The following is a 15327-nucleotide window of genomic DNA, read 5'->3' on the forward strand; positions in this document are numbered from 1 at the left end:
TTAATAACAATTCATCACGTTTGATTCATACTGCTTAGCGTAGGTTTTTGATTATGAATAGCCAATAACTATATATTATGACGCCTAGCATTACGTAATAAAGACTGTTTTTGAGTCATGACCATGCCCACACCGAAAGCAACGCCAAAACATAAGGTTAAAAGATAATACACCATATAACTGAGCGTGTTTATAAATGCAAAGAACATGCTGGTTAAAGTAATGATTAATATCGCAGCGATAGTACCGCCGAATAGCTCTCGATATTTTTTATTAAAAACCTTAAAGGCCACCAACGGTATCGCGATACCAAACAAGCCAAATGTAGCACCCCAAACACCTGCCATATCCATATCAAAATATAGTACCCCTAAAACATGAGCGAAAATACCACATATAAAAAACGCAATCGCAAAACGTATAGGACCCAATACTTTTTCCAAAATATAACCTGTCGCAAACAGCATCCCTAGACTCATTACTAAATGCATAATCCCTGCGTGTACAAAAAGCGATGTCACTACTCGCCAATACTTACCAGCTTGCATCGCGTCCATCGTCAACCCACCTGCACTATTTACCTGTCTAGATAAAGGATCAATGATATCCATACCCATGAATACGGTCAGTATAAATGCACCTATACAGGTCAGTATTAACACCAACGTCGCAGGTCGCTCTTTATTATTTTTAAACCAAACTACTAGGCTTTTTGATACATCACTGACTGGTGCTCGTTTTTTTACAGGCTTTTGTATATGTTTTCGCTTTTGTATATGTTTTTGCGTACCTTTCTTTTCTTGACTATCAAACTCTGCTGCAAGAACGAGCAACAAGCACAGCACCATACCAATAAAAAACGAACCAAATCCCCAAACAAAATCACGATCTAAGCTATCAGCAAGTAATCCTGTTTCTGGCTTCAATATCAAGGGTGGCAAATTAGATTGCCTATTAGCCGTAGAAATCGTGTGTAAGTAAGCATTTCTGCTATTTGATGATTTAAGTTTCTTAAAGTAGCTGATAGTAGAGAGGTCTTTGGCTTCGTACTTATGGCGCGAGTCGTTAATAAACGCTGAGTATTGACTGTCTTTAATACTTTGGTCTGCACGATTATCGTATTTCGTGTGGTAGCTAGAACCTAGCCAAATATTCTCAGCGGCTATAAATGGCGTCGCAATGTAATAATCAATATGCAATGTTGAGTCAAAATTTCGTCCACTGATTACTTGTGTTTCTATAAAAGAAACGCTCTCTAATTTGAGTGGCTCAAAATCATTTACTCTGAAATACTTTTGCTTTGGATAATGACGAATATCATTCAAGCTATTTACTTCAATGACCTCATAAGCCGCTTTGGACAAATAGTTTTGGCTGAGAACGAGCGGTATCACTAATGCTAGAACCATCGTTATAAAAAAGTAGCCTGAACTACTGCGCTTAACCCATTTTAAGGTTAAAAGCTCATACCTCGGCCACATCCAAATACTAACGACTAAAACAGATAACAGAAAAGGAATACCAAAATCCCAATAGCCTTCCTTTAAAGGTAGAATATCTAGATAAATATCAAGCAACCAGCGTAAAGCCCCAAAAAGCAGAATGGTCAGGACACTAAGACCTAAATATGGCAAGAATACTTGCTTTAGTTTTATTATGATCGATTCTTTAGCGCTTAGGTTTTGTGTTCGCTTCTTTTTATCCCTTTTGCTTACTCTTTTTTTGTTTCTGCTTCTATTTTTATCTTTATACCTATACTGGCTTTGCTTATTATTATCCATGCCCTATCACCACAAATCTAGCGTAACTTAAACTGTTGAAATGCTTTTTTATCAATCGTTGCTTTTAAGACTAATAGTAAGCAAATAAACATGCCAATGATAAAAAATCTAAAGAATTTTGCTAACTCTTTATCTGCTTTTTCGTTAAGTGTGCTCAACTGAGATACAAGTATTATTGGGTCATTAATATGTTGCTGACCTGACAATCTAATCGCTTCTAAATAACCATACTTAGTATCTGAGTTTTGCAATTTTTCAAAATAATCAGCAGTAGATATCTCTTCATTTGCATATTGTTGTCTAGAAATCCTTTTAAAATTTTCTATTTGTTGAACTTTCTCTTTTTCTTCAAGATCATTATCAATAACCTTAGTAAAAGCCTGTCCCCACCAGATATCTTTATCTCCATAAAAAGGAGTGGCAAAATATAAGTATATTTTTAACTCTTGTCTAGATTTCCCCATCTCCCTAGTATTGAAGTAAGAAACAACCCCTTGTTTCTCAATACTTTTATTATCAAATTGGAAGTATTTTTGTTTTGGATATAATTTAATATCACTTATATTACTTATATCAATAATGTCATATGCTGCTTCATATAAGTAAGCTTGACTGATTGATATAGGCGGAAATAAAGCAAGTATCATCACCAAGTAAAATACATTAGCGCTATTATCATCAAATAATTCAAATCGTAGCAGTCTAATCCTTGATCGCATTATGACAAGCACTAAAATAACACTGATAATTATTGGGATAATTAAGTTCCAGACCGTATCTTTTAGAGGCCATATCCCTAGACAGATGTCCAACATCCATCTTATGATGTTGTAGAATAAAATGGCGCCAATACTAAAACCTAAAAAAGGAAGAAAGATATAGCGCATTTTTAACTTAAACACCTCTAAATCTAAGCGCCTCTTATCTGACGATTTATGATGTGCCATTTATACTCTACCTTTCATTACTATGACTTAAACCAAAAAAAGCGCCTCCAACATTAAGTGAGAGACGCTCATTTTACAAGACATTAGTACAAATTTAATCGACAAATATCAGCTTTATTAATATTTACTGCTATTTGGAGATTAGATAAAAATTACACACGCTCAATAATAGTCGCGATACCTTGGCCAAGACCGATACACATAGTCGCTAGACCAATTTCAGTATCTGACTGCTCCATGGCGTTTAGCAAAGTAACCGTGATACGAGCACCTGAACACCCTAGTGGATGACCTAATGCAATCGCGCCACCATTAATGTTGACGATGTCTTGCTTGTCCGTCAAGTTTAAGGCTTTTAGTACTGATAAGCCCTGCGCTGCAAAAGCTTCGTTTAGCTCGATTGTTTGCATATCATCGATGCTCATGCCAGCACGCTTAAGCGCTTTTTGCGTCGCAGGTACTGGACCGTAACCCATGATAGCCGCATCACAACCAGCGACTGCCATGCTACGAATACGAGCGCGAGGTTTAAGACCTAGCTCTTTGGCTTTTTGCGCACTCATGATTAGCATTGCTGAGGCACCATCAGATAATGCAGATGAGGTAGCAGCAGTCACTGTACCGCTTACTGGATCAAAGGCTGGACGTAGCTTTTGCATTTGCTCCATCGTGGCATCTGGACGAATCACTTCATCGACAGTACATAATTGCAAGCGACCCGCTTCGTCATGACCTTCGATACCGATGATTTCATTGTCAAAACGACCTTCAGTGGTCGCAGCCCATGCACGGCGATGCGACTCAAGACCAAAGGCATCTTGCTCTTCACGAGTGATGTTATTCATACGACCAAGCATTTCAGCAGTTAAGCCCATCATGTTTGAGGCTTTTGCATAGTGCTTTGATGCTTCAGGGTTCAGATCAACACCATGCATCATGCCGACGTGACCCATATGCTCAACACCACCGATGATGAACACATCACCTTGGTTGGTCATGATCTGCGCCGCAGCAGTATGTAGCGCCTGCATAGACGAACCACATAGACGGTTGACTGTTTGGCCACCAGCAGTTTTTGGAATACCAGCTAGCAGACCGATGTTACGACCGATGTTCAAGCCTTGCTCTAAGGTCTGATTGACACAGCCCCAAATGATGTCTTCGACGTCACGTGGGTCAAAGTCATTACGTTCAACCAATGCACGAACCAATTCAGCAGACATGCTATCAGCGCGGACATGACGGAACATACCGTTTTTGGTTTTACCCATCGCTGAGCGTACGCCATCTACGATGACCACGTCTTTTGGACTTAAAATTGTCATACTATCTTCCTTTTCAATTTTTATTGTCAGTGTAGTCAGCCCATTTCAATGCTATTACTTCGTCAATCTCACTTGAAGTACAATACGTACCTCTGCGCTCGATTTCCTTGTACTAGCATTAAATAAAACTAACTATAATCGTACGTCTACTATTAAAGAACCTTGCTACTAAAGAGTAGTGATAAACTAATTTTTCTCAGCCTAAATAGTAAACGTACGGCACTTCATCCTAGTAATGACTGCCTATTACGCGGTGGCGTAAAAGGTCTCGCCTGCTGCTGCCATGTCGCGAATCTTCTGCGGGGCTTCATAAGCTTTACCAAGGTATGCGTATTTTTCACACAGTGCCAAGTAGTTATCTAAACCCATTTGGTCAATATAACGGCAAGGTCCACCGCGGAATGGCGGGAAACCAACGCCCATAATCATCGCCATATCAGCTTCTGATGGCGTGCTGACGATGTTGTCTTCTAGGCAACGTACAGTCTCATTACAGAACGCTAGCATAGTGCGGTCAATAATCGCTTGATCTTCAAACGTTTGCTTGTCGCTATCTGTGGTGGTTTTTAATAGCTCATAGGTGGCTTCATCAGCAACTTTCTTTGGCTTGCCGCGTTTGTCCATTTCATACTTGTAGAAACCAACGCCGTTTTTCTGACCTAGGCGTTTGTTTTCATATAAAAGCTCAATCGCGCCTTTATAATCAGGCTTCATGCGGTCAGGGAAACCTTCTGCCATGACTTCTGCGCCATGAACACCAGTATCTAAACCAACAACGTCGATTAGATAAGCTGGACCCATCGGCCAGCCGAATTTTTCCATGACTTTATCGACATGAGCAAAATCAGCACCTTGCTTAAGCAGCAAATCAAAAGCGCCAAAGTATGGGAACAAGACACGGTTGACTAAGAAACCTGGGCAATCGTTAACGACAACAGGCACTTTACCCATTTTAGACGCTAGCGCAACCGTGGTCGCAATCGCTTCTTCAGATGATTTCTCACCGCGGATAACTTCGACCAATGGCATACGATGTACTGGGTTAAAGAAATGCATACCAACGAAGTTTTCTGGACGCTCAAGTGCTTCAGCCAAGAATGTAATAGAGATAGTCGACGTGTTTGACGCTAGGATACAGTCGTCTTTTACCAAGCCTTCCACTTCTTTTAATACCGCACGCTTCACGTTTGGATTTTCTACGACTGCTTCGATAACGATATCAGTCTCAGCAAAATCACCATAATTCAAAGTAGGACGGATACGGCTTAAGGTTTCACCCATTTTAGTTGGGGTCATTTTGCCGCGATCGACCATTTTGCCAAGTAACTTGCTGGCTTCGCCCATACCAAGGTCTAATTGCTCAGACTTGATGTCTTTCATGATGATTGGCAAGCCTTTGCTGGCTGCTTGATAAGCGATACCGCCACCCATGATACCAGCGCCTAGTACTGCCGCTTCATTGATTTCATGCGCTTTTTTGCTATGCTGCTTGGCTAATTTTTTAACCAACTGATCGCTTAAGAACAAACCAACCAAGCTTTCTGCTTGTGGGGTTTTCGCCGCTTTTGCAAAACCAGCGGCTTCTACTTCAATCGCTTTATCACGTGGTAAGTTAACGTGTTTTTCCATCGCAGCGATAGCCAGTGCTGGCGCAGGATATTGCTTAGGATTGGCTTTAGCAAAGATCATACCTTTGGCACTGTTAAACGCCATCGCTTGCTCAAGCTGATTTAATTTAACAGGAACGAGTTTCTCTTCACGCTTCGCTTTCCAATCAAGCTCACCTGAGATACATTTTTTGACTAAATCAATGGCAGCATCTTGCAAATCATCAGCAGCAACAGTCGCATCAACCAAGCCTAGTTTTAGGGCATCAAGTGGTTTCTTTGGTGTACCAGTCGCAATCAACTCAAGCGCATTATCGATACCGATGACACGCGTACTACGAACCGTACCACCAAAACCTGGGAAGATACCCAGTTGGGTTTCTGGTAGACCGATGATGGCTTTGTCGCTCATGACGCGATATTCACAAACCAAGGTCATCTCACAACCACCGCCAAGCGCCGCGCCATTGATGGCCGCTACTTTCGGGAAAGGCAGGTCTTCAAAGCGATTAAAGGCGTCATTAATATTAATAACCCAATCTTTAATCTCTTCTTCTGGCTGTTTAAAAGACGCCACAAATTCTGTAATGTCAGCACCAGCAATAAACACGCCTTTGCTCGAAGTAACAATTAAACCCTTAACGTCATCGGCTTTTTCTAAAGCAGTAACGGCTTCACCAAATTGCTTATTGGTTTCAGCATCAAACTTGTTCACGCTCTCATTTTCGGCGTTGTACTGCATGTTGGCGATGCCATCCTCTAGCATTGTCACCGTGATGCGATTTCCTTGGTATACCATTTGGAACTCCTTGCTATATAACGAAAGCTACGTTTTAAAATTAAAAGTTTTAAAATTAAAGGTCATAGCCAGTTATTGTTAGTAAAACGAGTAATAACACTGCCAATATACTGTGTTATAAAGTCAGTATAGAGTAAGCAGTGAAGATGTCTTTATTATCCAGCGCTCATGGTTATATATTCATTTTTTATGCTTAATATTACTGCGTTAGCACAAGTGAATACGGCGCTTCATTTATATATATTGTGACCAGTACTGATATTGAACATACTAACATTAAAAATATGGACTGAGAGTTGAGCAAATTTTTCGCTGAAATAAGCACGCAAACCTTCTGCCCTGAATCATCAGATCATTTTTACGCCAATTAGTGTAGGGGATTATGCCCCTAACTGTCACAAGCTAATACCATACTCGCAAGTCACTCTTAAATCAGCAGCAGCCCTTTACCTGACTAGTAATGTGCTTTAAGTGACGGTTTGTATACTGAAATTGTATACTAAAAATTCGTCTTTTAAAGATTATAATGACAGATGCTTATGGTCACACGCTTAACTTGATTCTTTATCAAAACATATCCACTGACTAAGTTAAATCACCAATACGTAACGAGGGCTTGTTGCATTATTTCGGTGTACTTAATCGAATTTTTAAAAGTAAGCTGCAAAAATATGGCATTGATGATGCTCAGCCCATAAGCTATATAATCTATCATGCTACACTAGCGCTATTTTTATTATTCACCTGATAAATGGTTGGGTTATGACTGTTTCTTCTACGCCAAGCTTTATACCTGAAAGCCTTATGCCTTCAAGACTTGTATCTTTTACTAGCTTTAATAACAACACCGAGCAATTTCATAGCACCGTGCGGGCGCAACTTGCACAAGATATCGAGGTGCTATTTGCTTATGCTGAGCTGCCAAGCCCACTGATTGATGCCTGCCGTTATGTGATGACTGGTCAAGGTAAATTGGTACGTCCGTTATTGGTCGCCAGCGCCTTTGATAGTGTCAATCAAAGCAATGCTAATGACGACTTTAATGACGGCGCTAATGACAATGTTAATGTTAATGACAGCGCTAATAACAATGTTAGTAATGACGATGAAAGCGCGGATAAAAGCACTGATAGAAGAACCACTTATAATAGCGATTTAGAGTCGCTGCTAGAAAACGACTCCGATTATGATATGTGTCGCCGTGCGGCGTTAGCCGTGGAGCTGTTGCATACCTACTCATTGGTACATGATGACTTGCCATGTATGGACGATGATGAGCTGCGCCGTGGTCAGCCAACCGCCCATATCGTCTTTGAAGAATCGACCGCACTGCTGGCAGGTGACGTGCTACAGACACTCGCTTTTGAAGTGTTGACCGCAGAGCTGCCAACCTTTGCCCCTTTTGATTCAGCTATCGCAAGCCAGCTCATCGCGATATTTGCACCGCGTGCCAGACGTATGGTTTCGGGTCAAATGCTCGATCTCAATGCCGAAGCTACTACAGGCATTTCACAAAGCGACTTGGAAGCTATCCACCGTGATAAAACCGGTGCACTCATTGAAGCGGCGATGCTAATGGGCGGTATTTGTGCTGGCGCGACCGCTCCACAGCGTATGGCTCTACAAGAGTGTGCGCAGCATATTGGTCTAGCCTTTCAGGTACAAGACGATATTTTAGACGTCACCACCAGCACCGATACGCTTGGTAAACCTGCTGGCAGTGATGAAAAATTGGATAAATCTACCTACGTAAAATTGATGGGCGTTGAGCAGGCAACCAGCTATGCGCAATCGCTATTTAATGATGGACGCACAGCCATCATTCGTGAACTGAGTCGTCATGAATCAAGCAGTAGCGAGCTTGGCAGTGACGCAAACAACGATGCTTTACTGGCATTAATAGAATGGCTATGGGCACGTAAAAAATAGCCAAAAATTTAATCATCAAAGAATGGTAATGAGTGGTCAACATGGACAGTACCCCTACTCCGCGTATTTATCTTGGCACCGGCGGTTATAGCGATACCGACTTACTTGGTACGCTATATCCAATCGGCACCAAAAAAACCGACTTCTTACGCGAATACGCCAAGCAATACGGCGCGGTGGAAATTAATAGCACTTTCTACGCGCCCATCGGGCAAAAAGCCTTTGCTGGTATGGTCGATAAAGCCTATGTGCAAGCAGACAGTGAATTGAAGTTCGCGGTCAAACTGCATCAAGACTTTACTCATGCACGTAAAGGCACTAGCGATCACGCCCAAGCATTTATTACTGCTCTAACGCCACTGATCGAAGCCAACGCTCTCGCGCCACTACTACTGCAATTCCCACACGGCTTTGATCGTACCCGCGAGCATCGTCTATATCTGGCAAACCTTGTCAGTTGGTTTCAAGATTATCCACTAGCCGTTGAGTTTCGCCATAATGGCTGGCATACCCCGCAAGTGGTCGATAGCTTTCGGCAGCAAGGTCTCATTTGGTGCAGCGTCGATTACCCCAAAGTCAGCGGTCTACCACCGTCACGATTGATATTTACCGAGCGCACTGGCTATCTACGGATGCATGGTAATAATCTAAACTGGTGGGATGCGATGAGTGCCGCTGACCGCCATGATTATCGCTATAGCGAAGCTGAGATGCAGGACTGGGCGCAGGCGATTGCCAATCAGCGTCAGCACTTTGATACGCTCTATATTTTCTTTCAAAATACCGTCAACGCGCATGCTTATTATAATATTGCGATGTTGAGGGAAGCGTTGGGTAAGTTTGGGTTTGAGGTGTTGTAGCACTACTCCCCACGCTGTATATCAGAGGGTTTGACTAACTCTAGTTTAGATGAAAATCTATATTTTTAGGTTATTGTAGCTTCTTAGAAACATAGCAGAAAAGTTAGCTTGGGAACTTAAATCCACCCTTTTACTGCTGTAAAAAGCTGCCATTTATCACTATAGTAAAGAGTCGTTCTTATGAGAAAAAACCTTATAGTATTTTTAGGATTAGGTACAATTTCTTTTATTCTTATTATATCTTTATTTCTGATAAACCCTAATGTAGCGAATATTATCGACGTAGATAGTGAAAATAATCAGCAAAAAGCCTACAAAGCTTTTGGTTTAGAAGAAGAGGATATGGGCATACACTACATCAAATTATCTAACCTAATAGAATCTGAAAGAAACGAAGCCTTAACTGCATTAAAAAATTTGAAAACTACTGGCAGCCTTAGTGGTGGCATACAGACAACAGAGTTTGATGAAACAATGATTGGGGAGGCTAAGAATAACTTCCAAGCCCTAGATGAAGATATCAATAAAGCTAAATATAAATTAACATTCGAGCCAGTTCTCTTAGATAATTTTTATAATAGTAAGTTGGTAGGTTTGAATAGCTCTGGCATATTAGCTCATAACAAATACAATATATTTTATCAGGTCTACGATATCAATAATGGTCAATCTGTTATTGAGCTCACAGAACATTATATACCTAAAAACGGTTCCGTCAGGCTAACAGTGATTGAGGATTTCTTGAACGATAAAGTCAATGATAAGCCTGCAAGAGTGGAAAGCCTATATTCTGATAGACAAGAGCTTTTATACAATTTTAGCTGGCAAAATAACCAACGCTATTATGAATTAAATACTAAAAAGCTATCATTAATTTCTGTAAGAGAAATCGCAAACTTCATTGATTTAAGCTCCACTAAAATACAACTATTAGATGAGAAAGAACCTAACTAATTAGACAATCCCAAAAGAGCCGTTTTTTATATAAATCCAAACCAAAAAAAAGGACGCCTCTCAGCGTCCTTTTTTTCAAATCAAATACTTAGTGGTTAAAGATTACTCTTCAACACCAGCATCTTGACCTTTATATTTTGCGTTTGCGTAGTCCCAGTTCACTAGTTTGTCTAGGAACGTATCAACATAGTCAGGACGACGGTTACGATAATCGATGTAGTACGCATGTTCCCATACGTCACAAGTCAATACCGCTACTTGGTCATGTGCAAGTGGTGTATCAGCATTTGCTGTTTTAGCGATAGACAGTTTGCCACCGACTTTATCAGCAACTAGCCAAGCCCAACCTGAACCGAACTGGGTTAGTGCAGCGTTTTTAAACTCTTCACGGAACTTGTCATAGCTACCGAAATCTTCTTCGATTTTAGCTTTTAGATCGCCAGTAGGTTCGCCGCCGCCGTTAGTTGGCGTCATGCAGTTCCAATAGAACGTGTGATTCCATACTTGAGCTGCTTGGTTAAACATACCTTGCTTACTGTCATCTTTAGCAGTCGCTACGATGATTTCTGGCAATGTTTTGTCTTCCAGACCAGAACCTGGTAGCAATTCGTTGAGCTTAGTCACGTATGCATTATGATGCTTGTCATGATGATACTCCAGCGTCTCGGCACTGATATGTGGCTCTAGTGCGTCTTTTGCGTATGGTAGTTCTGGCAATGTAATGTTTGACATAATTATTTTATCCTTGCTGTTTTTAGCCGTCATTTGATAAAAACTCATTATAGAAACTGAATTTTACGCTATTTTTACATGATAAAAAACACGATAAAATGGCGGACTAAATTGGCTGAGTTTATTGTTTGAAATGAATGTTATTGCTTAATACCGTTTATTGTTTAACACAGTATCACGTATTATTATGAATCCAAAATTAACTTACTTTTGTTACTGTTTGCTCAAAAGCCAAGTGCTTGACTTCATAAGCATTTATTAACTTAATATTCACAAGCCATAAGATATCATTCACGGTAGCTTGGCGGCTATTATAGCAACAGTGGCGACAAATATCAGTTACCAAATGTTATGGATAACACTGTTAGTATAGCCTTTGGTTGTCTATAGACTAAGTGTAGAATGCCTTGCCATGCCAATCGTACTAGGCACTTAGCTAACTGATAAACTGATGAAATTGGCATTAAGATACCGCTATAATTTAAAAACCGACCATACTTTCAATAATGATACTTTCACTAATCATATTCTTAATTATGACATAACGGAATAACCCTATGAGCACCACGAATACCTCACGATCCTCCACCCAATCGACCCCTGATAATCAATGGGTGCTCGCCAGTAACAATAAAGGCAAACTTGCTGAGTTTAAACGCCTATTTTCTGAGGCAGATTTGGATGTGACGATTGTCCCGCAAGGTCAGCTTGATATCGACGATGCAATCGAGGATGGATTAAGCTTCGTTGAGAACGCCATTATCAAAGCCCGTCATGCCAGCCGAGCAAGCGGATTACCGGCGATTGCTGATGATTCAGGGTTATGCGTGCCAGTATTGGGCAATGCACCCGGTATCTACTCTGCCCGCTATGCAGGCGAGCACGGCAATGACAGTAAAAACAATGCTAAGCTTGTTGCCGACTTGCAGCCTATCCGTGCAGCACAGCCTGATGAGCCTATTAAAGGCATGTTCGTTTGCGTATTGGCGATGGTACGTCATGCCGATGACCCGCTACCGATTATCGCCCAAGGTTTATGGCACGGTGAGATTTTGGCGGCGCCGCATGGTGATGGCGGTTTTGGTTATGACCCGCTGTTTTGGTTGCCAGAACTGCAAGCAACGGCGGCAAGCCTCAGCGCGGCGGATAAAAATAGCATCAGTCATCGCGGTCAGGCGATTGAGCAATTATTGGCACAGTTGCCTTTATTGTCTTTATAAAAGCAATCCGAATAACAGCAGTCCTACTTTATCGTCGATCCATAGCGTTTACTGCTTTGCTATGTTATTAATACCGATAATAGTTAATACCGATAATACGACAATATTAACCCAGCAATTTTATTTAAACGGACGATAGCAGCGCTGCCCTATATAGACAGCAAACAGATAATTTTTACTTTGATAAACAGATGGATTATACTGTTCTACTTTTAAAATTTTGTTGAAAGCCGTTATTTGTCTGTATAATTGCGCAAAAATCGTTATTATGCGACCTATTCATGGTTAATATTGATATCAGATAGCGTCTATTCAGATAAAGCGTTTCACATTTTTGTGTCAGCAGCGATTGCTACGGGCACGGACTGCGAAATTGCGCGCTATCAATATCCCCTATTTATTCCAACGGCAATCGGTAACACCCGCCCGTATTTTGAGGCACGGTTGTCTATTACTATTTAACCCTAAGTACTATTCAATCAAACGTACTATTAAATCCTAAAGGTGTAATGAACATGGCTACAGATTTACAAGTTACAACCAACAAGCTATCTAACAAAGAAACTCAGCTAACGGTTAAAGTACCCGTTGAAAAAATTCAAAACAAAGTTGAAGGCCGTATTCGCCAAGTTGCGAAAACTGCCAAGATTGACGGTTTCCGTAAAGGTAACGTCCCTATGTCACATATCCGTTCACAGTACGGTGCTGGCATTCAACAAGAAGTTATCAACGATGTGATACGTGATACTGTTTTTGAAGCGATCAAATCTGAAGACATCCGCGCGGTTGGCATGCCTAACATCGATGATGTAAAACTTGAAGATGATTTCTTGGTATATCAAGCGACTGTTGAAATCTTCCCAGAAATCGACGTGCAAGGTATTGATGAGATCGAAGTTGAGCGTCACACAGCGACGGTTAGCGATGAAGACGTTGACACCATGATTGAAAACCTACAAAAACAACGTGAAGAATTCGTTGAGAAAAAAGGTAAAGCGGCCAAAGACAACCAAGTAACGTTTGACTTTGAAGGCTCAATCGACGGCGAAAAATTCGAAGGCGGTTCTGCTGAAGATTTCAAATTGGTTATCGGTAGCAACCAGATGATTCCAGGCTTTGAAGATGGTATCAAAGGCATGAAAGCTGGCGAAGAAAAAGTCATTGACGTGACTTTCCCAGAAGATTACCAAGCTGAAAACTTGGCTGGTAAAGAAGCCCAGTTCAAAATCAACGTAAAATTGGTTGAAAAATCAAAACTACCTGAAATCAACGAAGAGTTCCTAGAGCTATTCGGTGTTAAAGAAGGCGGCGTTGAGAAATTAAAAGAAGACGTGCGTAAAAACATGGAACGCGAAATCAAAAATGCGGCGCGTAGCCAAGTAAAACAAGCGACCTTTGATGCGCTACTAGAAAAGAACGAGTTTGACGTACCAAACGCCATGCTAGAGCAAGAAATCGAGCGTCAACGCAACATGATGATGCAACGTTTTTCTCAGCAGTTCGGTGCCAATGCTGATAGCTTCGATAAAGACATGCTGCCAAATGAGCTGTTCGAAGAGCAAGCGCTACGTGCTGCCCGTCTTGGCATCATCGTTGCTCGCGTTATCGACACCAAAGGCTTAGAAGTCGACCAAGAGCGTGTTGAAAGCTTTATCAAAGAAGCCGCTGAAAACTACGAAGATCCAAGCGAGGTCATCGAGTACTACACCAATGACAAGCAGCAACGCGCTAACATTGAGTCTGTGGTTCTAGAAGACCAAGTGGTTGATTATCTAATCGAGCAAGGTAAAGTAACTGACAAAGAAGTCAGCTACCAAGACTTGCTAGCTGCTCAGCAACAACAGCAGCAAGGTATGTAATTTAGTAAGAGATAACTTGGCAACTTGCCATTAATGGCAAATTGCTACTCTTACTGCAAAAATGCCCTATTACAATGCCCTAACATCTTGTTAGGGCATTTTTATTGCAAGCTTATAAATTACTGGCTTATTAGCTACTTTTATCTGGTGTTTATTGCCACTGCCCTTGATAAATGGGCACAGACGCCTTATTAATAGGGAGTCATTTATCATTTGTCACATTAAAAAGTTACTATTGCCGCAATAAAAAAGTTACCATTAGCTCAATTATTTTTAGCAGCTACTATTTTTGACAGCTGCTATTTCTAGCAGGTAGCTGGAATAACTTTTAAGCGCCGTCTTAAATCATGAATATGATTGGCTACTTGCTAGCGATATTTAGAGCATTTAATTGAACCGAATAGGTTTTATTAGCAGACAGCTTTTATTAACAGGCAGCTTTTATTCATAGGCGGCAATGTTTACAATGATAACCACCATAAAAATTTAGCCAACAGCTAGCCTATACCTCTTTACTTTATGTACTTATAAACAGGACATCTTTATGACAGATTATGATCGCATCACTGCTAACCCGCATTTTGATATGTTGATGAGTGCGCACAATACCGCCCAAAGCGCACAATATAACCAAAGCGCGCCCCAAGCCGCATTGGTTCCAATGGTGGTTGAGCAGTCAGCGCGCGGTGAACGCTCGTTTGATATTTTCTCACGCCTATTACGTGAGCGCGTTATCTTTTTGACCGGTCAAGTTGAAGACCATATGGCCAATCTTATTGTGGCGCAGCTATTATTTTTAGAAGCAGAAAACCCTGATAAAGACATCCATTTATATATCAACTCGCCAGGCGGCTCAGTCAGTGCTGGTTTGGCTATTTTTGATACCATGAACTTTATCAAACCTGAAGTTTCGACCATTTGTATGGGCGGCGCTTATAGCATGGGCTCATTTTTGCTCGCAGCTGGCGAAAAAGGCAAACGTTATGCCCTAGCCAACTCTCGCGTGATGATTCACCAGCCTTCAGGCGGCGCGCAAGGTCAAGCAACCGATATCGAAATTAATGCGCGTGAAATTCTGAAAACGCGTGCTCGCTTGAACGAGATTTTGGCTGAGCGTACCGGTCAACCGGTAGAAAAAATCGAAAAAGACGTTGAGCGTGACTATTGGTTAGATGCTAAAGAAGCCAAAGAATACGGTTTGGTTGACGAAGTACTAGAGCGTCGCCCGACTTCTCTATAAGCGCTTTAATAATAGCCGTCTACGAGACTTTAAAACATCAGATGCCTAAGCGCGATAGGGTGAGAGAAAATATA

General features: G+C 41.2%; 12 protein-coding genes. 7 read left to right on the forward strand and 5 right to left on the reverse strand.

From position 1 onward, the window contains the following. Positions 1-68: 68 nt before the first annotated feature. From JMW64_RS12090 to fadB, 4 genes are all read right to left on the reverse strand, one after another. Positions 69-1781, reverse strand: a complete 1713-nt coding sequence (locus tag JMW64_RS12090; RefSeq protein WP_201554867.1) for a rhomboid family intramembrane serine protease — start codon at positions 1779-1781, stop codon at positions 69-71. 17 nt (positions 1782-1798) lie between these two features. Then, the gene (locus tag JMW64_RS12095) at positions 1799-2728 is read right to left on the reverse strand and encodes a hypothetical protein (RefSeq protein WP_201554868.1); all 930 of its coding nucleotides are present in this window, start codon (positions 2726-2728) and stop codon (positions 1799-1801) included. Positions 2729-2880: 152 nt separating this feature from the next. After that, on the reverse strand, positions 2881-4053 hold the full coding sequence (gene fadA, locus JMW64_RS12100) for an acetyl-CoA C-acyltransferase FadA (RefSeq protein ID WP_201554869.1): 1173 nt from the start codon (positions 4051-4053) through the stop codon (positions 2881-2883). Between the two features lie 246 nt (positions 4054-4299). Then, entirely contained in the window at positions 4300-6459 is a 2160-nt protein-coding gene (gene fadB, locus JMW64_RS12105) for a fatty acid oxidation complex subunit alpha FadB (RefSeq protein ID WP_109592461.1), read from the reverse strand. Positions 6460-7221: 762 nt separating this feature from the next. Between fadB and JMW64_RS12110 the strand changes: the two genes are divergently transcribed. From JMW64_RS12110 to JMW64_RS12120, 3 genes are all read left to right on the forward strand, one after another. After that, complete coding sequence (locus JMW64_RS12110) at positions 7222-8388, forward strand: polyprenyl synthetase family protein (RefSeq protein WP_201554870.1); 1167 nt, start codon at positions 7222-7224, stop codon at positions 8386-8388. A gap of 41 nt (positions 8389-8429) precedes the next feature. After that, a complete protein-coding gene (locus JMW64_RS12115; protein WP_201554872.1) occupies positions 8430-9248 on the forward strand; it encodes a DUF72 domain-containing protein in 819 nt (272 codons plus the stop codon). Positions 9249-9428: 180 nt separating this feature from the next. Beyond that, a complete protein-coding gene (locus tag JMW64_RS12120) occupies positions 9429-10202 on the forward strand; it encodes a hypothetical protein (RefSeq protein WP_201554873.1) in 774 nt (257 codons plus the stop codon). Positions 10203-10304: 102 nt separating this feature from the next. Here JMW64_RS12120 and JMW64_RS12125 read toward each other — a convergent pair whose 3' ends face one another. Beyond that, entirely contained in the window at positions 10305-10934 is a 630-nt protein-coding gene (locus JMW64_RS12125; protein ID WP_201554874.1) for a superoxide dismutase, read from the reverse strand. Between the two features lie 557 nt (positions 10935-11491). On the opposite strand from JMW64_RS12125, the gene rdgB reads away from it, so the two are divergent. The 4 genes from rdgB to clpP all read left to right on the forward strand — a co-directional run bounded on the left by rdgB (position 11492) and on the right by clpP (position 15253). Next, positions 11492-12154, forward strand: coding sequence for an RdgB/HAM1 family non-canonical purine NTP pyrophosphatase (gene rdgB, locus JMW64_RS12130; RefSeq protein WP_201554875.1), 663 nt, complete (start codon positions 11492-11494; stop codon positions 12152-12154). A gap of 336 nt (positions 12155-12490) precedes the next feature. Next, positions 12491-12616: a hypothetical protein gene (locus JMW64_RS14185; protein WP_265089813.1), complete on the forward strand. Its 126-nt coding sequence runs from the start codon at positions 12491-12493 to the stop codon at positions 12614-12616. 53 nt (positions 12617-12669) lie between these two features. Continuing rightward, on the forward strand, positions 12670-14013 hold the full coding sequence (tig, locus tag JMW64_RS12135) for a trigger factor (RefSeq protein ID WP_201554876.1): 1344 nt from the start codon (positions 12670-12672) through the stop codon (positions 14011-14013). Between the two features lie 592 nt (positions 14014-14605). Next, complete coding sequence (clpP, locus tag JMW64_RS12140; RefSeq protein WP_201555148.1) at positions 14606-15253, forward strand: ATP-dependent Clp endopeptidase proteolytic subunit ClpP; 648 nt, start codon at positions 14606-14608, stop codon at positions 15251-15253. The last annotated feature ends 74 nt before the right edge of the window (positions 15254-15327 follow it).

The organism is Psychrobacter immobilis (assembly GCF_904846065.1).
Lineage (GTDB): Bacteria > Pseudomonadota > Gammaproteobacteria > Pseudomonadales > Moraxellaceae > Psychrobacter > Psychrobacter immobilis_H.